Annotated in this window: 18 protein-coding genes; 6 read left to right on the top strand and 12 right to left on the bottom strand. The window is 69.6% G+C overall.

Annotated features, from left to right (window positions below):
- The first annotated feature begins 91 nt into the window (after window positions 1–91).
- The gene (locus tag ABC271_RS14760) at window positions 92–1,096 is read left to right on the top strand and encodes a helix-turn-helix transcriptional regulator (protein ID WP_412925590.1); all 1,005 of its coding nucleotides are present in this window, start codon (window positions 92–94) and stop codon (window positions 1,094–1,096) included.
- Here the strand turns inward: ABC271_RS14760 and ABC271_RS14765 are convergent.
- The 9 genes from ABC271_RS14765 to ABC271_RS14805 form a co-directional block, all read right to left on the bottom strand.
- Complete coding sequence (locus ABC271_RS14765; RefSeq protein ID WP_412925591.1) at window positions 1,000–1,539, bottom strand: MmyB family transcriptional regulator; 540 nt, start codon at window positions 1,537–1,539, stop codon at window positions 1,000–1,002. The two genes, ABC271_RS14760 and ABC271_RS14765, sit on opposite strands and share 97 nt — an antisense overlap.
- Window positions 1,540–1,635: 96 nt before the next feature.
- A complete protein-coding gene (locus tag ABC271_RS14770; RefSeq protein ID WP_412925592.1) occupies window positions 1,636–2,322 on the bottom strand; it encodes a YoaK family protein in 687 nt (228 codons plus the stop codon).
- On the bottom strand, window positions 2,319–3,590 hold the full coding sequence (locus ABC271_RS14775) for a threonine/serine exporter family protein (protein WP_412925593.1): 1,272 nt from the start codon (window positions 3,588–3,590) through the stop codon (window positions 2,319–2,321). The genes ABC271_RS14770 and ABC271_RS14775 overlap by 4 nt, the downstream gene beginning before the upstream one ends.
- A complete protein-coding gene (gene fumC / locus ABC271_RS14780) occupies window positions 3,590–5,062 on the bottom strand; it encodes a class II fumarate hydratase (protein ID WP_412925595.1) in 1,473 nt (490 codons plus the stop codon). Before fumC ends, ABC271_RS14775 begins: the two co-directional genes overlap by 1 nt.
- Window positions 5,059–5,826 (bottom strand): YoaK family protein, encoded by a 768-nt coding sequence (locus ABC271_RS14785; RefSeq protein ID WP_412925596.1) that lies wholly within the window; start codon window positions 5,824–5,826, stop codon window positions 5,059–5,061. The genes fumC and ABC271_RS14785 overlap by 4 nt, the downstream gene beginning before the upstream one ends.
- Before the next feature lie 51 nt (window positions 5,827–5,877).
- The gene (locus tag ABC271_RS14790; protein ID WP_412925597.1) at window positions 5,878–6,933 is read right to left on the bottom strand and encodes a cupin domain-containing protein; all 1,056 of its coding nucleotides are present in this window, start codon (window positions 6,931–6,933) and stop codon (window positions 5,878–5,880) included.
- Window positions 6,934–6,968: 35 nt separating this feature from the next.
- Window positions 6,969–7,415, bottom strand: a complete 447-nt coding sequence (locus tag ABC271_RS14795; RefSeq protein WP_412925598.1) for a lipocalin-like domain-containing protein — start codon at window positions 7,413–7,415, stop codon at window positions 6,969–6,971.
- Window positions 7,396–9,078, bottom strand: coding sequence for an MFS transporter (locus ABC271_RS14800; protein WP_412925599.1), 1,683 nt, complete (start codon window positions 9,076–9,078; stop codon window positions 7,396–7,398). The genes ABC271_RS14795 and ABC271_RS14800 overlap by 20 nt, the downstream gene beginning before the upstream one ends.
- A gap of 10 nt (window positions 9,079–9,088) precedes the next feature.
- A complete protein-coding gene (locus ABC271_RS14805) occupies window positions 9,089–10,087 on the bottom strand; it encodes an NAD(P)H-quinone oxidoreductase (protein WP_412925600.1) in 999 nt (332 codons plus the stop codon).
- A gap of 47 nt (window positions 10,088–10,134) precedes the next feature.
- Here ABC271_RS14805 and ABC271_RS14810 point away from each other — a divergent pair, with 47 nt between their 5' ends.
- A complete protein-coding gene (locus ABC271_RS14810; protein WP_412925601.1) occupies window positions 10,135–10,341 on the top strand; it encodes a hypothetical protein in 207 nt (68 codons plus the stop codon).
- Between the two features lie 14 nt (window positions 10,342–10,355).
- Here ABC271_RS14810 and ABC271_RS14815 read toward each other — a convergent pair whose 3' ends face one another.
- Window positions 10,356–10,925 (bottom strand): hypothetical protein, encoded by a 570-nt coding sequence (locus ABC271_RS14815; protein ID WP_412925602.1) that lies wholly within the window; start codon window positions 10,923–10,925, stop codon window positions 10,356–10,358.
- A 204-nt stretch (window positions 10,926–11,129) separates the two neighbouring features.
- Between ABC271_RS14815 and ABC271_RS14820 the strand changes: the two genes are divergently transcribed.
- Window positions 11,130–13,973 (top strand): helix-turn-helix transcriptional regulator, encoded by a 2,844-nt coding sequence (locus tag ABC271_RS14820; protein ID WP_412925603.1) that lies wholly within the window; start codon window positions 11,130–11,132, stop codon window positions 13,971–13,973.
- A gap of 18 nt (window positions 13,974–13,991) precedes the next feature.
- Entirely contained in the window at window positions 13,992–16,295 is a 2,304-nt protein-coding gene (locus ABC271_RS14825) for a helix-turn-helix domain-containing protein (protein WP_412925604.1), read from the top strand.
- Between the two features lie 15 nt (window positions 16,296–16,310).
- On the opposite strand, the gene ABC271_RS14830 is transcribed toward ABC271_RS14825, so the two are convergent.
- Window positions 16,311–17,438, bottom strand: a complete 1,128-nt coding sequence (locus ABC271_RS14830; protein WP_412925605.1) for an FAD binding domain-containing protein — start codon at window positions 17,436–17,438, stop codon at window positions 16,311–16,313.
- A 90-nt stretch (window positions 17,439–17,528) separates the two neighbouring features.
- On the bottom strand, window positions 17,529–18,587 hold the full coding sequence (locus tag ABC271_RS14835) for a helix-turn-helix domain-containing protein (protein WP_412925606.1): 1,059 nt from the start codon (window positions 18,585–18,587) through the stop codon (window positions 17,529–17,531).
- Between the two features lie 263 nt (window positions 18,588–18,850).
- On the opposite strand from ABC271_RS14835, the gene ABC271_RS14840 reads away from it, so the two are divergent.
- The gene (locus tag ABC271_RS14840; protein ID WP_412925607.1) at window positions 18,851–19,576 is read left to right on the top strand and encodes an alpha/beta fold hydrolase; all 726 of its coding nucleotides are present in this window, start codon (window positions 18,851–18,853) and stop codon (window positions 19,574–19,576) included.
- Window positions 19,569–21,230, top strand: a complete 1,662-nt coding sequence (locus tag ABC271_RS14845; RefSeq protein WP_412925608.1) for an MFS transporter — start codon at window positions 19,569–19,571, stop codon at window positions 21,228–21,230. Before ABC271_RS14840 ends, ABC271_RS14845 begins: the two co-directional genes overlap by 8 nt.
- Window position 21,231 lies beyond the last annotated feature (1 nt).

Raw genomic sequence — 21,231 nt, forward strand, 5'->3', positions numbered from 1 at the left:
CCCCAAGGGGACCACCTTCACGGCGTCGTCGGCCCGGAAAACTGCGGTTTTCGCCTCCGGCGGGCCCGAGCTGTGAGCAACAATGAATGTCGTGGTCGTGTTGTCCGGAGGTCGCATGCGCCCAGCCCGACCCGAGAAGACGTTGGGCGAATTCCTGCGCGCCCGTCGCGAGCGGGTGCAGCCGGAAGAGGTCGGCATCATGAGGGCGCCGGGCCGACGTGTTCCGGGACTTCGACGAGAAGAGGTTGCCGACCTGGCCGGCGTCAGCCTCGATTACTACCTTCGCCTCGAGCAGGGCAAGGCCAGCAGGCCCTCGGATCAGGTCGTGGCCGGCCTGGCCCGAGCCCTTCGCCTGGACCCCGACGGCCGCCGGTACCTGATGAAACTCGCGCAGCCCCGACCCTTCATGCGAATCGCTCAGGAACAGCACACGGATGACATCGTCGAGCTGTTGTCCCAGTGGTCACATATGCCCGCGTACATCAGCGACGCCAACCAGAACATCGTGGCCGTCAATGCCCTCGCGACGGCCCTCGTCCCCCAATTGCTCGTTCCCGGGATCAACCACGTCGTCGCCGCGTACGACCAATACGCGGCGTTCATGTCACGCGCGTCCGAACACGGCGACCGGTCCGCCGAGGAGGCCGCGTGGGAAGACACCCTGCGAACGATCACCGCCGCACTCCGCTTCAATGGAAATCCGGCCGACCCGGCGTTCCAGGAGATCGTCGGACTGCTGACATCCCGTCATCCCGCATTCCGGCGCATCTGGGCGCTTCACGAAGCGAGGCCGCAGCTCAACGGCCGGGTCTCCGTCCACACCGAGGATTTCGGCTGGATCGATCTCAGCTGGCAGAACCTGGATGCCCCGGGCGCGGCCGATCTTTACGTCACGCTGCTGTTCGCCGCGGACGGATCGCGCGCGGCTCATGCGCTTGCTCAGCTGTCGACGAAACAGGGGGAAGCGCCGATGAACGGCGAGGGAGGCGAGGAGAGTGCTCAGCCGGAGACGGATGAACTCGACTCCAGGCGCGCGATCGCCGCGCGCCCGGACTCGTCGGCGGGCACGAAGACGAGCAGAGCGCACTCGTCCTGACCCGACATCCCGAGGATGTTGTACGTGCAGGCGACGGTTCCTACGGCGGTGCCCTCGAAGACGATGGGCCCTGTCATCCGGGTCCGGGTCTCAGGATCCGCCCACATCTCAGAGAAGTCGCGGGACGCGGTGGCGAGTTCGCCGAGGAGGCGCCGCGATGCGCGATCCTCGTCGTGCTCGTCGACGAACCCGCGGAGGAGGGCGACCGTGGCGGATGCCGCACTTCGCCACCGGGGATGCTCGAACTGGCGCTTCGGTGACAGGAAAGCGAAGCGGGCCAGGTTCTCGCCGACGCTGAAGGCCTCGGAGAGCCGCGGCGCGACATCCGTGGCGGCGAGCACATCGAGATGACGATCGAAAAGCACGGCGGGCAACGGTCGCCACGCGTCGAGGAGGCGCTCCCATTCCGCCGTCTCGCTGCGATCGTGACTTCTCTCGCCCATCCCTCCACGCTACGGTTTCGGCGAGCCTGCTGACTGGCACTCCCGGTCCCCCTCGGGGACCCTCGAGGCGGGTCGTCGACATCGAGCGGGAGCGTGTCAGCGGGTACGTGCCCGGGCGGTGCCGCGGAGCGCGAGCAGCAGGAGGGCGACGGCAAGGGCTGCGGGGATGACCGCGGCGTGGTCGCTGAAGAGGGTTGCGCCGCCCGCTCCGATGAGGCATCCGCCGACGAATCCGGCCAGAAGAGGCCAACTCGCCGTCCACTTCGCCCGAGCGTCGGGAGCGTCGCCGCGAGTACGCACGATGTCGGTGGCAGCCACGACCGCGGCAACCAGGTTGCCCGTCATCACGGCGGTGGAGAGGGCACGGGGCGGCACGATGTGGAGGTAGGCGTTCTGGAACGCCATCGCGCAGACCGCGCAGATTCCGATCACGATCGCCACTCCGCTCTTCGGATGGGCCGAGGCGTGAGTGGTGAAGGAGAGTGCGCCGGCGGCGACGAGGAAGAGGGCTTGCGCCCCGAACAAGACGATGGTGACGCGCGCGGAGTCCGACCCGATCCGGCGTGCGGCGACGGTCGCGATCGCCGTGGTGGAGATGAACACCGGGATGGCCAGGAGCGCGACGGCATCGGGAGGCGTGCCGGTCACCACGTCGGCGGCGACCACGACGACGTTTCCCGTGACGTGCGCGGAGAAGAATCCGCCGAGCAGCAACCAGCTCGTCACGTCGGTGACACCGGCGATCACGCTGAGCGCGGTCGGGATCAGGATCGCCCTGTTCACGCCCTCGCCGCCCGACTGAACCGGCCGTACACATGCATGGGTACCGCGAGCCCGACGGCCATCGCGATGACGATCAGCGCCGCCGTGGTGGCATCCGAGATGCCTCCGAGCAACTGCGGGTCGGCACCCCCGAACGGCAAGCTGTCGAGGGCGTCGATGGCTCGAAAGACGAACACCCCGGGGACGAGGGACACGACGGCGGCGAAGCCGATGCCGGCGAAGGGGATGTGCAGTCGATGCGAGACCGGGGCGAGGACGAGGCCGACCAGAAGGCACGCCAGGAATGCGCCGACCACGATGTTCATCCCCTCGACGGTCATCGCCCACCACCGGAGCCCGTGCGCGACGGCTCCGACGATCACCGGCCAGACGAGGAACCGGTAGGGCATCGAGAAGTACACCGGGTAGGACGCCGCGGCGACCGCGGCGGCGACGACGTCGAGCCAGAACGGCACGGAGCGGCCGGCCGGGTCCGTCGGCAGGTTCGTACCGAAGACGGCCAGCGCGAGCCCGAGCCCCGTGCCGATCGACAGCAGCAGGACGGCCGCGTAGCCGAGGCGGGCGAAGCCGAGCGGGATGCGCAGTGCCAGCACGTCGAGGGCGCCGTTCAGGATGTGCGGGCCGGGGACGAGGATCATCGCCGGGCACACCGCGATCAGCCGCAGCGACGAACTGAGGTCGGCCTGCACCGCCAGCCCCCCGATGATGCCCGCGACCATTGCGGCGGCGAACACCTGACCGATCGGCCCGACGCGCGCGCGACCGAGCAGACGACGGATTGCGCCGCCGACGGCGGCACTCCCCGCCGCGAGGAGTACCGCCGTGGCATCCTGGGCGCCGAAGATGATCGCCAGCGACCCCGCCCCCGACGCGCAGGCGAGGAGGAAGATCCAGAGGTTCGCCGGGCGCGCATCGCGGGCGCGAGCGAGCGTGGCGACCAGGTCGCTCCTTCCCGCCGCCCCCTCGCCGAGCCGGTCGATGGTCCGCATCAGCAGCGCGACGGCACGCAGGGAGATCCCGGTGGGCGCCGCCGGCACGATCCTCGCGGGTGCCGCGTCCCGCGGGGAGGGGTCCGCAACGGTCACCGCGGTCCATCCCGGGATCAGCTCGAACCCCGTCCCCAGGCCCCGATTCATCCGCTCCACGGCGGCGAGGGTCACCGAGGTGGATTCACCGCCGGACTGCAGAACGGCGGCGGCCGCCGCGACGAGATCCTGATCGGATCGGTGCGCCGCCGCCGCCGCAGCCCGCACGGCCTTCGTCGTCATCAGGCTCCGCCGACGCCGTGCCCGACGAGCGTTGCGGGGACGACGATCTCGTCGAACTGTTCCGCGGTGACAAGCCCTGATGCCAGCGCCGCCTCGCGAAGGGTCTGGTCGCCGGCCAGAGCGCTCTCGGCGATGTGGGCGGCGTTCTGATACCCGATCACGGGGCTGAGTGCGGTGACCAGCATCAGGCTCTCCCCCACGAAGGAAGCGATCCTCTTCTCGTTCAGCTCGGTGCCCTTGACGGAGTACGTGAGGAACTTCTCGACGCCGTCGCCGAGGATGCGGGCCGAGTGCAGGAAGTTGTTGATGATGATGGGGCGCATCGCGTTGAGCTCGAAGTTGCCCTGCGACCCCGCGAACGCGACCGCGGAGTCGTCGCCGAGGACCTGGATGGCGATCATCACGATCGCCTCGCACTGAGTCGGGTTGACCTTCCCCGGCATGATGGAGGACCCCGGCTCGTTCGAGGGCAGCACCAGCTCGGCGAACCCCGTGCGGGGGCCGGATGCCAGCCAGCGCATGTCGTTGGCGATCTTCATCAGCGACACCGCGGCGCCGCGCAGGGCGGCGTGGGCGCGGACGATGGCGTCCAGCGATCCCTGCGCCTCGAACTTGTTCGGCGCGGTGACGTACTTCTTGCCGGTGAGCTCCGCGATCTTCTCCGCGACCTTCTTGGAGAAGCCGGCCGGAGCGTTGAGACCCGTGCCGACAGCCGTCCCGCCGAGGGCGAGACGCAGCAAGCCGTCGCGGGAGCGCTCGATCTCCCGGATGACACCGTGCAGCATCGCGGCATATCCCGACCACTCCTGGCCGACGGTGAGCGGCACGGCGTCCTCGAGGTGCGTTCGGCCGATCTTCACGACCCCCATCCACTTTTCGGCTTTCGCGTCGATCTCGGCGTGCAGCTCTCGCAGGCGCGGGAGGAGACGGTCGTCGATCTCGGTGAGAGCGGCGATGTGCATGGCGGTCGGAAAGGAGTCGTTGCTGGACTGCGCCATGTTCACGTCGTCGTTGGGGCCGACCGGGTGCTGGGAGCCGAGGGTGCCGCCGAGCAGTTGGATGGCGCGGTTGGACAGAACCTCGTTGACGTTCATGTTGCTCTGCGTGCCCGATCCGGTCTGCCACACGTAGAGCGGGAACTCCCGGTCGAGTTTGCCGGCGATGGTCTCGTCAGCGGCCTGGACGATGGCCTTCGCCTTCCACCCCGGGAGTCGACCCGCCTCTTCATTGACCAGGGCCGCGGCCTTCTTCACGATGCCGTAGGCGCGGTACACCTCGATGGGCATGCGATCGTTGCCGATCGAGAAGTGCTGGAGGGAGCGCTGGGTCTGCGCTCCCCAGTACCGGTCGGCCGGTACGGCCACGGTGCCCATGCTGTCGAACTCCCGGCGTTCCCCGGTGGCGTCGATCCCGACGGGCACGTCGGTGTACACGGGGATGGTCGAGGTGCTCCGGTCGATGGTGCTGCTCATGGTGAAACCTCCTGTGTGTGGTGGTGGTGGCGTACGGCATCCGCGCTCTCCCCGCCCGGTCGCCGTCGGTGAGAGGGGGTCACCCTCGGGATGGGTGCGGGGAGACGACCCGGTCCGTGGCTCGTCAGCCGCCGGGGCGTGATCGTCGTCGCCGTGAGAGCCGCGGCGACAACAGCCGGAAGAAGAGGGAGCGCCGCTCCGTACAGGGGATCGGCGTGGATGGCGACCGCCCCGCCGAGGGCCCCGACGACGAGAGCGGCGATGACGGCGAGGCGGATGCCCGCCGGCTGAGGCTTGCGGTCGGCGGCGTCGGCCATGAGGCTGGTGATGGTGCCGGTGACGTAGGTCGTCGTGACGCCGGAGGCCCCGTCGATGCGCTTGGCGATAGCGGTCTGGCAGGCCATCGCCATCGCGGACAGGCCGGTGAGAACGACGACGGCGACCGGGGAGGCGCCGCCCGCACCGACGGCCCACATCCCGAGGATCGCCGCCTGCGCGACAGCGGCGACGACGAGCAGGATGACGGTCCTCCCCGTCGGGGTATCGCCGGGCATGAACCGCAGCGCGAGGAACAGCGTGCCGGCGAAGACGACGATCGCGGTGGTGATTCCCGCAATCGTGGAGCCGTAGCCGGGACGGTCGACGAGGCCGCCGAGGACGAGATTGCCCGTCATGTTCGCGGTGAAGACGCCGCTGAGCTGGAGGAACGCGAAGGCATCCGTCGCCCCCGCCGCGAAGGCGAGCACCACGGCGACCAGAGCCATCCGGCTCGATCGTCGTGCCGGCGCCCCCGCGGCGGGAGAGATGTCCATGGGTCAGGCGATCGGATCGCGCGGATTGGCGCGTGCCACGATGAGCGGATCGATGGGGGTGAAGGGGAACGAGGGCAACTCCTTCTCCGGAACCTGGAACGTCGCGGCGAGCACCTCCCGGGAGAAGGCCGTCGCTGTCGCCCGATAGCCGACGTCGCCCGGAACGAACTGATCGAAGAAGATCAGGAACTCGATCCCCTCCTCGCTGAGCGCCTCGATGTGGTGCGGGTAGGCGCGCGGCACGAAGTAGGCCTGGCCGGGGGCGAGCTCGTACGTGTCGACGGTGCCGTCGGGGTCGAGGACCGTCATTCGAGCGTGGCCGCTCCGGACGTACCCGAGCTCAGCGGTGATCGGATGCCAATGCGGTTCCCGCATCCCGCCTCCCCCGATGTTCAGCGAGTACATGGACAGGTCCTCCAGCGCCGCCCAGAACTGCTTGCGGGCGAGCTTGGCGGAACCGTAGGGGTAGGCCAGCGGCGCGATCTGTCCTTCCGCGTCGAACAAGTGAGCGTTGGGCAGTCCCGCGTTCTCCGGGACGGTCGCGCTCCCCGTCCGGCGGATGATCTGCGGCGCCTCCCCCCGGGGGAAACCCTCGAACGCGGAGGCCGGGAGGTCGTACGTGTTTCCCAGGACGGCGTTACTCATCACGTTCACGCTGTTCTGGAAAGAGAAGTGCTGCGGGTCGGCGGTGCGGAGCGCGGCGATGATCTCCGCTGCCCCCTCCCCGACGTTCTCGATGTGGTAGACCGCACCGGATGCGACGTGGTACATCTGCCCGGTCTTCACGAGGAAGGTCGCGAACTCGTCGCCGGTGGCGAGCATCGACACCAGGACGGTGCCCCGAGTGACGTAGGCGATCTGGTTGGAATTGACGTTCCACTGCGGCTCGCGGATCGCCCCCGGCTCGAGCACGATCCGCTTGAGGCTCATCCCATCGAGGATCGAGAAGTTGCTCGCGCTCAGTTCGGCGACCGACCCGAGGTCGCTCTCGAAGACGGGAGCGACGTCGACGAGGGATGCGACGTGGCGGGACGGGGTGCTCATGATCGGGTTTCCCATGGCATTCCTTTCGGTAGGGGTGTCTGCGGTCGACGTCACGCGAGGACTCGGCTCCAGGTCAGCTCGACGTGGAGGCTGCGCCCGTCGGGCGAAACCGCCTGCAGCGTTCGGCCGCGAAGGATGTCGTCGTGGACCGTGAAGGTCCGCACCTGCTCACCGCCCTGCCATCCGGGGAAGAGAGCGATGTCGATGTGATGGGTGACGGTGTCCGTCTCGGGGTCGAGGGTGAAGGGGCCGCCGTACGCGATGAAGTCTCGGGCCATGGCGACGACTTCCGCATCGGTCGCGCTCTCCGGACCGGCTCCACCACTGGCAGGACGGGTGGTGCTGCCGAGCACGGCCGTGACGATGCCGTTGGCGCTGTAGCTGAGATAGCCGTCGGCGTTCGGACCGAATTGGGCTCGGCGCTCGCCGTCGGCGAAGACTTCCTCGGCGCTGACGAAGCGCCACGCTCCGACGAGGTCAGTGATGGTGGTGGTCATGACGGTTCTCCTTCTGGGGATGACGCCGAGGAATCTCCGTCGGGGTGACGGGGACGGCGATACGGGTGCGACCGACCTGGATGAGGTGATGGACGTCGACACGAGTGGCGAGGGCGCTGGCGGAGCGGATGGTCTCGTCGTCGTACTGGGTCGGGCGACTGGTGTGCTGCTGGAGGTGCTCCTGCCAGCTCCCGACGCCGAAGACCTCGACGAGGTGGCTGGGGCTCTCGCGGTCTTGGTAGAGCGTCCAGGTGCGCGCACCGGTACGTCGCCTGCTGTGCTCCACGAGCCGCATCTGCTCGACGAAGACCGTGCGATCTTCCTCGGGGATCTCGTACCGGACGAGCACGAGGGTCTGCCCCAGGGGATCGACGTCGGCGCCCCCATCGGGACCAAGAGGAAACGGGACGGTGAGACGCCGCTTCTCCGCGGTCGGAAGCAGCGGCCACCGCAGTTGTGACGCGGCGACGAGGATCACGAGGGCGCCGGCCGCAGCGATCGTCGCGGGCGCGCCGGTCCAGCTCGCGATGCCGCCGCCGACGACGGCCCCCAGAGCCAGAGCACCGAAGAAGACCATCTGGTAGATCGACAGCCCCCGGGCACGCACCCAGACGGGGAGGAAGGATTCGACGACGCCGTTCACGGTCGCCACGACACCGATCCACGCAGCGCCCACCACGGCGAGCACGGGCAGGGTCACCGCGATGCTCGACGACAGAGCTACCGTCAGGGTGCCGGCGCCGAAGACGGCCGACGAGAGGAGGACGGTGACGTTCTCTCCGATCCTGTCGCGCAGCATCGGGGCGACGAACGCCGCCGCGACGGACCCCGCACCGAGCCCGGCAAGGAGGACCCCGTAGCCGGCGGAGTCGACGCCGAGGCGGTCCGTGGCCACGAGCGGGAGCAACGCGTACAGCACACTCCCCGGCACGACGAAGAGACCGAGCCGCACGAAGAGTCGACGGATGACACCGGAGTGGGAGACGTAGCGCATCCCCGCGCGGGTCGCGTCGACGAACCGCTCGGGCTCGTGTCCGCCCGGGCGGTAGCTGCGCCAGCCGATCAGGACGACCAGGAAGACCCCGAACGACGCGAGGTTGAGACCGAAGACGAACGCCACCCCGAGGCTCGACAGGAGGAGCCCTGCGACGGCCGGCCCGATCGCACGAGCGAGGTTCACGGAGATCGCGCTCAGTGACGCCGCGTTCGGGATCATCGGAGCGGGGACGATCTCGGCCGAGATCGCCTCGTAAGCGGGAAGTTGCACCGCCGATGCCGCGCCGAGCAGCAGTGTGAGCACCAGCAGCAGGTACGACGTCATCTCTCCCGCCGCCGTGAGGGAGACGAGCCCGGCACTGATCACCACCTGCGCGCCCTGCACCCAGATCAGCAGGCGGCGCCGGTTCAGGAGCTCGCCCAGTACCCCGGCCGGGATGCCGAGCAGGAGGACGGGTGCTGACGACGCGGTCTGCACGAGGGCGATGAGCAGCGGCGAGCTCTGCTCCTCGATCAGGAACCATTGCGCCCCCACCGTCTGCATCCAGCTGCCGATGTTGCTGACGAGAGCGGCGATCCAGAGGGCACGGAAGATCGGCACGGTGAACGGCGCGAGCACGCGCACGCGGTCCGCACCGCTCTCGTCATTCGTCGCGATATCGGTCACGGCTCTGGTCCTACCGGCGCGGCCGGTGCCGAGGGGTCTCGAGGACGACCTTGCCGACCGTTCGCCCGGACTCGAGCAGTTCGTGAGCGAGCGCGGCTTCGGCGAGCGGGAAAACGGTGTCGACGACCGCTCTGATGCGGCCCGCCGCGACGAGCGGTATCACGTCGCGAATGACGCCGGCGACGATGGCTGCCTTCTGATGTGCGGGTCGGCTGCGGAGGATCGTCGCGGAGATGCTCGCGCGGCGGGCCAGGAGTTCGCCGAGGTCGAACGTGACCGGCCCGACGGCACCCCCGATGATGACGAGGTGTCCGTCGTCGGCGAGGCACTCCATGTTGCGGCGAAGGTAGGTGGTGCCGACGATGTCCAGGATCGCGTCGACGCCTCGGCCGTCCGTGGCGTCGAGGGTCGCCGCGACGAAGTCGGCGAGGCGGTAATTGACCGCCTCGGTCGCTCCCAGCTCGACTGCGGCGCGCGTCTTCGCTTCACTGCCCGCGGTGGTGATGACTCGCGCGCCGATCGCCGTCGCCCATTGGATGGCGAAGGAGCCGATTCCGCCACCGGCGCCATGGATGAGCACCGCCTGTCCGGCACGGAGACCGGCGATCATGGCGAGGTTCGAGTAGACGGTGCACGCGACCTCCGGCAATGCGGCCGCCTCGATCATGCTGAGGCCGGCGGGGACGGGAATCAGCTGCGCGGCGGGCGCAATGGCCTCTTCGGCGTAACCGCCTCCGGCGACGAGGGCGCAGACCTCGTCACCGAGGCGCCAACCGGTGACCTCGCTGCCGAGCGCGGTGATGATGCCCGCCACCTCGAGGCCGAGCCCCGGTGGTGCGTTCGGAGGCACCGGGTAGTGCCCTCGCCGCTCGAGCAGGTCGGCGTTGTTCACGCCGGCAGCGGCGACTTCGATACGCACGTCGCGCGGACCGGGCTCCGGCCGTTCCACCCGTACGAGGCGGAGGACGTCAGGAGGACCCGGGTGGGTGAAGCGGATCGCGGAGGACATCGAGGTCGTTCTTCCCTTCGGGGTGCGCGCGTGATCGAAGGGGGCTCGTGGCCCCCTCCGATCACGCCGACGGCGGGGTACTGGCCGTCTCAGTGCTCGTCGTAGTGGTCCCCGTGACGGGCATGACGGTGCGAGTCGTGGATGTAGTCGACGTGGTCGCCGTGGTCGACGGTCTCGTGACCGCATCCTTCGCCGTGTTCGTGCGCTTCGATGTCGTGATGCTCGACGTGCTCGTCGTTCGCGGTCATCGCTGATCCTCCGATGCGGCTCAGGCCGTGACGGCGGCGGCTTCGGCCGCGCGTGCCTTCGCGAATGCGGCGATGCTCTGCGCGTAGTGCGGGGTCTCGACCTCGCAGTGGGCGCCGGAGGCGTGCTGGCGGGCGGCCGCGGCGTCTTCGAAGGTCTGGCCGCTGGCGATGATGAACTTCAGGAAGTCCTCGGTCGGGTGGGACGTGACGGTGTTCACGTACCGCAGCTGGTCGCCCTCGAGCTGCTCGATACCGAGCTCCCAGATCACCTGGGTCGTCGTCCACCCGGCCGCCGAATAGACGTCGGAGATCGACACCATCTTGCAGTAGTGCGGGCTCGCGACCTCGTACCGGTACTGCTGGATGACCAGGCCGGCGCCGATCATCTCGACGTTGATCGACATCGGGGTGCCGTCGTCGTCCACGGTGTAGCCGGCGGCCTTGTGGTCGCCGGGGGCGCAGCGCTGGTACTCGTGCGTCGGCAGGGTCTTCAGCCACTGCTCGATGTCGACGTACGCGAAGGGCGCGGTCACGTCGGCGGTGACGACGGCGTGCGAGAGCACGAGGTCGTCGCGAACCATAACGCTCATGGGATGTTCCTTCCAGTTGTGCCGGGTTCCCGGCGGGGATGCGTGACCAGGTGGGCCACTTCGTCGGGTCTGAACCCGCAATCGGAACGTTAGGTTCGGGGTTCACGCGCCCACATCCCCCCGAGGGGTTCCCGATATCGCATGGTGCGAAGGGGGGTGCGAGAGGGTCATGGCCGACCCCCGACCGCCGGTTACGGTGGACGAGTGCTTGCTGATGGCCGACAAGCGCGCCGAATCGGCCTCGACGCGCTCTCAGGGATGGGTGCCGGCCGGTACCACGCGCCCGTTCGCGGCCGGCGGAAGGAGATTCACCAGGTCGAACATGGCCTGGATGCCGCCGCCACGGGCGATCAGGCGGTCACCCTCGTGTTCGGCGACGCCGGCATCGGGAAGACCCGACTGTTGCAGCATGCGCTGGAGCGCGCCACGGAACGCGGCTGGAAGACGATGGTCGTGGCACCCGACGTCGATTCCACGCTGTCCCCCCTCGGCGCACTGATCGGCGCGGCGACGCGCACCGATCCGCCACTCGTCATCAAGGACGACCTGGGCGTGCTGCTGCAGTCTTCGGCCCCGAAGTATTGGCTGACCAGAACCATCGCTGAGGGCCTGGAGACCATGGCGGGTGCGGCCGGAGCGTTGGTCATCGTCGACGACCTGCAATGGCTGGACGCGGGATCGCTCGGCGCCCTGACGGCGCTCATCCACGATCTTCACGGCGTTCCCGTCGTCTGGCTCTTGGCGACCCGGACCGGCGTCTACAGCGAAGCCCATCAGCGCTTTCTCGACGGGGTGAAAGGCTTCGCCGCCATCCTCGACCTCGCCCCGCTCGACAAGACAGCGGTGGACGAGATCGCGCGGGACGCCCTCGGCGGCGAGCCCGGTCCCCGCGTCGAGCACGCCCTCACGCGCACCGCCGGATACCCCCTCCTCGTCCTCGAGCTCCTCCGCGGACTCGAAGAGGAGGGGCTCCTCCGGTCAGCTCGCGGAGTCGTCGACCTCGACGACGAGACGCTCCCCGCACGTTTCGGCGCATCAGCCCGCGACAGGCTTCGCCAGCTCAGCCGGGACGCGCAGAGGATTGCGCAGATCGGAAGCCTCTACGGCAGGGAGTTCCCCCTCAACGGGGTTCTCGACATCCTGGGGCAGACGGCCTCCGCGGCCGCGCCCGCTCTGCAGGAACTCCTCGACCTCGGATTCATCGTCGACACGAGCACGTCCCTCGCCTTTCGGCACGACACCGTGCAAGCGGCCGCCCTTCAGAGCCTCTCGCCCTCGCTTCGACGGGCAATGACGCGCGAAGTGATCCGCCGACGCCTCCAGGCGGGGGAGGGTGTCGGCGCACTCGCCTCGTCGATCCTGTCCGTCGCGGAAGCCGGCGACGACGAGTCGATCGAGCTCTTGTTCCATGCCGCCCAGCGGCTCTCCTCCACGGACGTGCAGGGGGCGGCCGAGTTGGTGATCACCGGCGCGCATCTCACCGCGGGGAGTCCAGCCCACGCCGATCGCGTCGCCGCCATGCTCCCCATCGTCCTCTTGGGAGGACGGGTCGAGGAGGCGATGGAGATCAGTCGCTCCCTCAGGCCACTGCTCACCCCGGATGCGCGCGCGAACATGAGCCTCGCCATCGCGCGTCAGCTCACCGAATCGGACTTCGACGGGGCGATCCGCGAGACCGCGGCCGGGCTCGCGATCCCGGGCGTATCCGACGAGGCACGCGTCGGATTGCTCTCCGTACGCGCCCTGAACTTTGCCAATAAGGCCGACGAGAGGGGCCTCCGCGAGAGCCTGAAGCAGGCGCGTGAGACCTCAGATCCCGACCGGGACGGACGGGCCCTGGCCACCCTCGACGCCACGGAGTCGGTGCTGGTGTTCAACCAAGGCGACTTCGACGAAGCCGAACGGCTGCAGCGCCGGGCGCTCGAGAGCATCTCGCGCCTCGGCATCCCCACCGGTCTCTGGATGCCGGAGGGTCTGTGGCTGGCCTTCATGCGCAACAGCACGGGGCACTGCGCAGAAGCCCTGCGACTGACCGATGAGGGCCTGGCCGAGGCACGCGCCGCGAAGAACGTCATCGCCGAGGCCTACTGGATGATGGTCCGCTCCCGCGTGCTCTACGACGTCGGCCGACTGGACGACGCCCGCGCGCAAGCCGAGACCGTTCTCGAGCTCGGCGAGCAGCTGGGCCTCGGCGACTTCATGAACGCCACGGCCGGAATCGTCCTGCACCGGATCTCGCTCCACACCGGGGACATTCCGCTGCGGGAGCGGGTTCGGCCGCTCGTCCAAAGCCTCGCCGACGGCGTCGGGCTCCGGCGCACCGGTCAGTGGAGCCTTGCGGTGGAGGCACGGGAACGGATGCGCCCGACCGAAGCGTACGAACACTCTCAGCTGGCCATCGCGACTCTGCGCGAGGCGACTCCCTCGATGACGACCCCCGCGGATTTCTCAGACGACTTCGTGCTCGCCGCCATCTGTCGAGAAGCCGGCGACCTCGACGCGGTCGACGTCGTCGTCGAGGTCGCGCAGCACCGGGCCGCCCAGAATCCCGACAACGTCTTCGTCGCGGCGCTCGCACGCGCGGCGCGCGGCATCCGCGACGGTTCGGCCGACGATCTTCTCGCCGCGGCCGAGCTGCTCAGACACGAATGCCGCCCCTTGGTGACGGGCACCCTCTTCGAGGCCGTCGGAGACTTCTCGGAGAATCGGGAACAGGCGACGAAGGCTCTCACCCAGGCGATGCAGTCTTACGCGACGTGCGGTGCGACCCGCGATGTCACTCGCGTGCTCAAGAGCCTGAGGAGCAGGGGGGTCCATCAACGACCTGCCGGCACCGCCGAGACCAGTGGGGGAAACGGCCTGTCCCTCCGCGAGCAACAGGTCGCGGCTTTCATCTTCTCGGGGCTCACCACGCAACAGATCGCCGACGAGCTCCTGGTGTCCCCGCACACCGTCGTCACCTACATCCGCCACATCTACGCCAAGTGGGGCGTCAATACAAGACGTGAAGTGGCGCAGCAGTATGCCCGGTTCCGCGGCCGTGGCTGACGCCGGCGGAGAGACGTCATGACCGATCCCTCACCGTTCGGGCTGTTGCTCCGGTCGCTCCGGGTCGAACGGAATCTCACCCTGGAAGCCCTGTCGGCGGCCTCGGGCGTCAGCGTTCGCACCATCGGCGACCTCGAGCGGGGCGTCAGCACGTCGCCCCAACGCCGCACCGTCGATGCCCTGGCCGAGGGCCTGGGCCTGGACGTCGCCGCTCGCCACGCGTTCCTCCGCGCCGCCCGGGCGCGCGTCCGCGTCGTCGACTCCCCCGAGGCGCCCGGCGCCATCCCGCCCCATCGCGTGTTCGACTTCTCGGGTCGGGAGCGCGAGATCCGGGACGCGCTCGACGTCCTCGAGGGCGAACCGCCCTCCGGTCGTCCCCGCCCCGCGCTCGTCATCAGTGGCGCCCCCGGCATCGGCAAGACCACCGGCGCCGTCGAGATCCTCGCTCGCGGACGCACCGCGGACCTCCCCACGGTCTTCGTCGGCCTGGACGGCTTCAACCCGTCCCCGTTGACGCCCCTGCAGATCATCACGGCGATGCTCCGCCAGTTGCCCGGGTCGGAGCAGAAGCCGCCGACCGACCTCGACGGGGCAGCAAAGCAATGGCGTGCCGCCGTCGACGCCTCCCCCGTTCGCGTTCTGCTCGACAACGCGGCCAACGAGGCACAGGTCCGACCGATCCTCTCGATCTGCAGCGGCGACGTCGTCGTGGTGACGTCGCGTCGGAGCCTGGCCGGACTCGAGGGCGTGCGACGACTGCGCTTCGACCCCCTGCAGCGCGACGCCAGCATCGCCCTGCTCCGCCACCTCATCCCGCAGGCCGGTGCCGACCTCGACGCTCTGGACGAGATCGCGGGCCTCTGCGACGACATCCCCCTCGCCCTCCGCGTGGTCGGCAGCCGAATCGCGAGCCGGCCGTCGTGGAACGTCGAGGACCTCCTGTTCAGGCTGCGGACGGCCGAGGACAGGCTGCGGCTCCTCGTCGCCGGAGATCTCGCGGTCGAATCGGCCATCTCGCTCTCGTACGAGGAACTCGACCCCCGCACGGCCGCCCTCTTCCGGTGGATCTCCCTCATCGGCGGGAAGACCTTCGGCGCGCACCTGGCGGCGGCGGCGGTCCGCTCGACCGACGTCGCGGAGGTCGAGGTGCGCCTCGACGACCTCACGGATCTCGGCCTGCTCGAAGCGCGCGGCGGTGATCGCTACCGACTGCACGACCTCATGCGCCTGTTCGGCGTGAACAAGCTGCGGTCCACCGTCGGGCCGGACGAGATTGAGAGACGCCGTGCGCACATCCGCACCTGGCTCCTCGGAACCCTGGAGCGGGCCGGAGCCTGGTACGAGCCGAACAGGGAACCCCAGGTCGGCGGCAGCACCGGGCGGGTGTTCGTCGACGCCGACGACGCGGCGACGTGGATCCGGGCAGAGGCGGAGCACTGGTGGCCCGCGTACTCCGAGGCCGCCGAACTCGGCGAGGATGCCACGGTCGTCGATGTCGCCGATGCATTGCACTGGTACTCCGACGTCTGGCTCGCCTGGGGGAATTGGCATCCGTTCTTCTCGCTCGCCGTGGCCGCCGCCCGGAATCTCGGTGACGCCGCGATGGAGGCGACGCACCTCGGATACCTCGCGTGGGCCGAGATCGTGGAGACGGGGGATCGTGAGCGCGCGGTGTTCACCGGACGCGCGGCGCTCGAGGCGGCGCAACGCGCCGGCGACGCCACTCAGGAGGGGTGGGCAAACTACTACGTGGGATGGGCGAGCTGGCTCCTCAATCGGGCCGCCGACGCCGCGATCGCCGCCGATCGGGCGGTCGACGCGTTCTCACGCTCGGACGACAGGGCCGGCGTGGAGAATGCGCAGCTGCTCGCAACGATGATCCATAACACGCGAGGGGAGCATTTCGCCGCGATCGAGCGGATGGAGGCCACTCTCGCGCGCATCCAAGCCGACCCCGAGGCCGACAGCTTCCTCAATCTCATCACCCAGTACGCCGCCTACCTGGACCTCGTGGATGCCTATATCGCGGTCGGCCGCCATGACGACGGCATCCGCGCGGGGGCGATCGGCATCCGGATCGCCCGTGCGCTGAAGGACGACATGAGGGTCGCCCTGATGATGCGTCGTCACATCCGGGCGCTCATCGCCGCCGGCGAATCGGCGGCGGCGATGGCGGAGGTGGACGAGGCGCTCCGTCTCCTGGGCCCGGGCAGCAGCGAGGCCTTCGTCTTCGCGCGGTTCCGGGCGGAGATCGCCCAACTCCTCGAGGGCCGGGAGCTCCGCCCGAACCCGGACCCGCGCGGTTCTCGCGAGGCGCCGTAGCTTCTGCCGTCGGCGTCAAAGGGGAAGCGAGTCGCCGAGCTGCTGACCGTAGCGGGCGATGGATCGGCCCACGGGGAGCCTGTCGCGGTTGTACACGGCGAGCGCGTCGCGAACGGACAGCTCGCTGCTCAGCAGGTCCACCAGCGCCATGGCGTCACCGGCGGCTTTGGCCGCCCCCATCGCCGTGTGCGGCCGGACGACCACCGCGGCGTCGCCGACGAGGGCGACGCGGTCCGCGGACATCCGCGGCGTGACGTAGTCGTAGATGGCCTGCAGGAACGGGCGCGGCTCGGCGGCGACGGCCTGCGCGAAAGCCTCGGGCAGTTCGGATGCCGCGGCCGCGACGAGCGCGTCGCGGAGACCGGCCGGAAGGTCGCCGGGGGCGAGGGAGCTGCTCGTCGCGGCGTGCCCGCACGCGACCATGAGGGTCTTCAGACCGTCGAGCGGGAGGGACCGGTACCAGACCCAGTTGTATCGGCGCAGGCCGCGACCGGTCTCACCGTCAGGTCCCGGGACGAGGTAGCCCAGCATGTGGGAGCGTGACGCGGTGAAGAAGGCGAACCGTTCCAGGAGCGTCTCGGCCGAGGGGTCCGGAAGCGCGGCCTCGGGCACGAGGCCCCGCCACGTGACGTAGCCGACGTAACGGTTGGCGGACTGCCCGTCCGCCACGGCCTCGCGGACGACGGAGTTGAGACCGTCAGCCCCGACGACCAGGTCGAAGGAGAGATTCCTGCCGTCGTCGAGCTGGACCACCGCGCGCGCGTCCTCTGACCGCACGGACGCGACCGCGCTTCCTTGCAGATGGCTTCCGTCGGGGAGGACTCCGCGGAGCCCCTCGTAGAGGTAGTCCCACGACAGCTGGGTCTGGGGTGTCGGGTCGCGGGAGAGGACGTCGCCGCGCCGGTCGAGCGTGATGCGTTCGCGGGCCTCGACGCCCGATCGTGTGACGGCGGTCAGCCCCAGGCGGGTGAGGATGTCGAAGAGGTCCTGCTGCCCGACGAGTCCCGCGCCGCGACGCGCCAGTCCGGTGCGCGACCGTTCGAGGACCGTCACGTGGTGGCCGACCCGGTGCAGCAGCGCCGCGGTGAACAGGCCGCCGAGGGAACCCCCGACCACCCCCACGTGCAAAAGTTTCGTCGTCATCCTCTGCCTCCTGAACGCTGCGTGGGGCGACGGTAGCCCCGCGCGATCGCGCTCCGCTTCGACGTTCGACGGAAGTTGGCGCACTCCGTCTCAGGCGCGGCCCGTCGCTTCCCAGAGCCGGATGAGCTTCAGCGCGACGTGGAGCGTGCTGCGCTTGACGCCGTCGGCGAGAGCCTCGCGAACCACGTCCGGCATCCGTTCGAGGCGGTAGTACAGCGTGGTGCGGTGGACGAAGAGGATCTCGCAGGCCGCCACGACATTCGCGCCCACGTCGAGATACGTCTCGATGGTGTGCCGCTGACTGTCATCGGTCTGCCGGTAAAGGGCGTACGCGGCGGGTGAGATGACGTGGAGGTGCGCGGGGTTCGCGGACGCGGATGCCAGGAGCAGCCACCCGCCCAGCTCGCTGGCGTCGGCGACGGGGTGGAACTGGGGCAGGGTCGCCGCGAGCGAGGCCGCGATGGCCGCCTCCTCGGCGGCGCCCCGCACGTCGTCCGCCTCCCGTGCCGGTGAGGCCGTGCCGATCCCGAGAACACGGATGCCGTGCTTCGCGGCCTCGTGGAGGACGACGTCGTCGACGTCTCGGCCGACGGGCGGGCCGGCCAGCATCACCATGCCCGCGCGCAGGGCGAGGAAGTGGAGGGCGAGCGGTCGCAGGTGCGTGACGTGTCGCGCGAAGGCGATCCTCTGGACGTCGGTGACCGCCGCGTCGACGAGCAGCGCCCGAACGACGGAGCCCTGGTCGCGGTTCAGCCATCGCTGCTGAAGCGCGCGGGTGTAGGCCGCGCGCCGCACGTTCTCGTCGTCGTCCAGCAGATCGCGCAGCACCGAATCGCGGTCCGGACCCCGGTCCTCGCTCAGCAGTTCCCGCACGAGGACGGATGCCGCGTCGAGGGCTTCGAAGTCGAGTGGGGAGAGCGCGCGTTCCGCGTCGGTCCGGACGGAGATGTGCGCGAGGGTCACGCCTCGGTCTTCCACGGGCACGACGACCCGCGACTCGGGCGAGCGGCCCCCGGCCCCGCTCTCGAGGGCGGAGGGATGCGGCGCGCCTTCACGGACCGCGACCGGACGCCCCAGGGACGCGGTGAGCTGATCGGCGATGTTCTGCAGGCTGACGGGTGCAGTCGTGGCGTTCGGGGTGGCGCGCACGGGGGCTCCTCTCCGGGCGGGTTCATCATGCGGCGTCCGCGTCGACAACCGCCGACGCGGGCCGCACCGAGATCGAGTCACCCCATCCGACCGCCTCGCGCGCGGAAGAACCAGGAAGAAAGCAGGCAGAACTGCGCCGTCGAAGAGGCCCGCGCGTGAGGAGCACATCCACCGCGACACGTCTCCGACTCCTGTCGGAAGGCCGGGGCGGTTCTCGTTCCTAGATTCGTCTGAGCACGAGGAGGACGACCACGAGGGATCTCATGACAACAGGCACCACGGTCGTCCTCGTGCACGGCGCGTTCACGGACGCCTCCAGCTGGTGGCCCGTGGTCCTCCGTCTCCTCGGGGCCGGGCACCGGGTGCTCGCGCCGCCCGTCTTCGGCCGCAGCTTCGACGGCGATTGCCTCTACATCCGCGCCTTCGTCGAGCGCATCGACGGAGAGGTCCTCCTCGTCGGCCACGGCTACGGAGCCGCCGTCATCACCGTGGCGGGAGACGCCTCGAACGTGACCGGGCTGCTCTTCGTCGCGGGGTACGCCCTGGAACGGGGAGAGTCCGTCGGCGAGATGGCCGGCGCGTTCGCCGCCGCCGACGTCGACGAGCACCTGGTGCCCGCGATGTTCCGGGACGAGAGCGGCTGGCCCGGCACCGAGGTCACGGTCGCCGTCCCCTCCTTCCCCGCCATGCTGGCCGAAGGACTTCCCGCCGATGAGGCGTCGGTGCTCGCCGTTTCGCAACGCCCGATCGCCGTATCCGTGCTCGATGAACGCGCCCCGGCCGCCGCCTGGCACGCCAAGCCCAGCTGGGGAGTCGTCTCCACCGAGGATCGGACGGTCCCTCCCGACGTGCAGCTCTTCGGCTACCGGCGGGCCGGATGCCGCGAAGTCGCCGCCTTCGACGCGCCCCACCTCGTCACACAGACCCACGCCGCTGAGATCGTCCGGTTCATCGAGACCATCCTCGACGAGATCGCCGCCGATGGCTGACCCGCAGGCCGTTCCTCCCGCCGCCGAGAAACCCGCGGGCTGGACCTCGGGGTTCGCGCCCCTGGCCGTTCCGATCTTCCGGCTCGTCTGGCTGGCATCCATCGTCAGCAACATCGGGAGCTGGATGCAGACCGTCGGCGCGCAGTGGCTGCTCGTCGAGTCGAACGGTTCCGCGCTCGTCGTCGCCCTCGTTCAGACGGCGTCGGCGGCGCCCGTTCTGATGTTCGCGATCCCCTCCGGCGTGATCGGCGAGTTCCTCAACCGGCGCCTCGTCCTCCTGTACTCGCAGGTGATCCAGTTCGTCATCGTGCTCGCCCTGGCCTACCTGACCTGGATCGGCGAGACCACCCCGGTGATCCTGCTGGCATCCACCTTCGTCCTCGGCACGATCTCCGCCATTCAGCTTCCCGCGTTCCAGGCGCTCGTGCCCGACATCGTCCCGCGCAACCTCCTCGTCGACGCCGCCAGCCTGTCGTCGATCGGGGTGAACATCGCGCGCGCCGTCGGCCCGGCCATCGCGGGTCTGGTCGTCGCGCAGTCGGGGGTCGTCGCGGTCTTCCTGCTGAACGCCGCCTCCTTCGTCGTCTTCCTCGGCGTCCTCTTCTTCTGGAAGACCTACCGCCCACCCGTCGGACGCCACGAACCCTTCATCGACGCGACGCGGGCGGGCATCCGGTACGTGCTGCACTCGCGGATCGTGCGGCTCATCCTCCTCCGGCTCGCGATCTTCCTGGTGCCCGCGAACGCGCTGTGGGCACTCCTCCCGACCATCGCGAAAGAATCCCTGCACCTCGACGCGGACGGATACGGACTCCTCCTGGCCGCGCTCGGCGCGGGGTCCATCATCGGCGCGTTCGTCCTGCCCTGGGCCCGGCGCGTCGCCGCGTTCAACGGGGTCATCCTCGCTTCCTCCGCCGTGTTCGGCGCCGGGCTCGTCATCCTCGTCCTCTCACCGTCGCTCTGGATCACGTTCCCCGTACTCGTGGCGACGGGGCTGGCATGGATCGGCGTGATCGCGACGATCAACGGCACCGTGCAAGCCTTCCTCCCGGTGTGGGTGCGGACGCGCGGACTGTCGTTCTACCAGCTCGTCCTGTTCGGCGGCACCGCAATGGGCTCGACACTGGCGGGCATCGCCGCCGCCGTGTGGGGATCCGGGATCGTCGTCGTCATCTCCGGCATCCTGTGTCTCCTGGGGGCCCTGTCGCTCCTTGCCTGGCCCCTCCCGAAGACCGCCGGGATCGGCCGCGACATCGTCGAGGTCCCCGGCGTCCACGACGAGCCCCGGGACGACGGCCGCGACGATGCCGCCGTGCTCGTCCTCATCCGCTACGCCGTCCCGCCCGACGCTCGCACAGAGTTCGTCGCCCTGATGGCCCAGGTCAAGCAGACCCGCCTGCGCACGGGCGGCCGCGCCTGGCGGCTGTACACGGACGTCGAGGACGCGGACGTCATGGTCGAGGCGTACACCGTCGGATCGTGGCGGGAGCACGTGAGCCAGCACGAGGGCCGGACGACCGAGTTCGACGGGGAGCTGATCGCCCGCGCCTGGGCGATGAGCACCACGGCACCGGTCGCGACGCACTTGCTTGAGGTCTCGCGGGCACCGGATCATCCTCACCATCGCCGCGACGACGCCGGAAACGGGGCGTGAC

This window comes from Microbacterium canaveralium (genome assembly GCF_047238045.1).
In the GTDB taxonomy this organism is placed as follows: Bacteria; Actinomycetota; Actinomycetes; order Actinomycetales; family Microbacteriaceae; genus Microbacterium.

Bases quoted from the DNA above. Each gene is read 5' to 3' on its own strand.
- ABC271_RS14765 (WP_412925591.1), bottom strand. From the start codon at position 1,539: ATGGGCGAGAGAAGTCACGATCGCAGCGAGACGGCGGAATGGGAGCGC.
- ABC271_RS14775 (WP_412925593.1), bottom strand. From the start codon at position 3,590: ATGACGACGAAGGCCGTGCGGGCTGCGGCGGCGGCGGCGCACCGATCC.
- fumC (WP_412925595.1), bottom strand. From the start codon at position 5,062: ATGAGCAGCACCATCGACCGGAGCACCTCGACCATCCCCGTGTACACC.
- ABC271_RS14785 (WP_412925596.1), bottom strand. From the start codon at position 5,826: ATGGCTCTGGTCGCCGTGGTGCTCGCCTTCGCGGCGGGGGCGACGGAT.
- ABC271_RS14790 (WP_412925597.1), bottom strand. From the start codon at position 6,933: ATGGGAAACCCGATCATGAGCACCCCGTCCCGCCACGTCGCATCCCTC.
- ABC271_RS14795 (WP_412925598.1), bottom strand. From the start codon at position 7,415: ATGACCACCACCATCACTGACCTCGTCGGAGCGTGGCGCTTCGTCAGC.
- ABC271_RS14805 (WP_412925600.1), bottom strand. From the start codon at position 10,087: ATGTCCTCCGCGATCCGCTTCACCCACCCGGGTCCTCCTGACGTCCTC.
- ABC271_RS14815 (WP_412925602.1), bottom strand. From the start codon at position 10,925: ATGAGCGTTATGGTTCGCGACGACCTCGTGCTCTCGCACGCCGTCGTC.
- ABC271_RS14825 (WP_412925604.1), top strand. From the start codon at position 13,992: ATGACCGATCCCTCACCGTTCGGGCTGTTGCTCCGGTCGCTCCGGGTC.
- ABC271_RS14830 (WP_412925605.1), bottom strand. From the start codon at position 17,438: ATGACGACGAAACTTTTGCACGTGGGGGTGGTCGGGGGTTCCCTCGGC.
- ABC271_RS14840 (WP_412925607.1), top strand. From the start codon at position 18,851: ATGACAACAGGCACCACGGTCGTCCTCGTGCACGGCGCGTTCACGGAC.
- ABC271_RS14845 (WP_412925608.1), top strand. From the start codon at position 19,569: ATGGCTGACCCGCAGGCCGTTCCTCCCGCCGCCGAGAAACCCGCGGGC.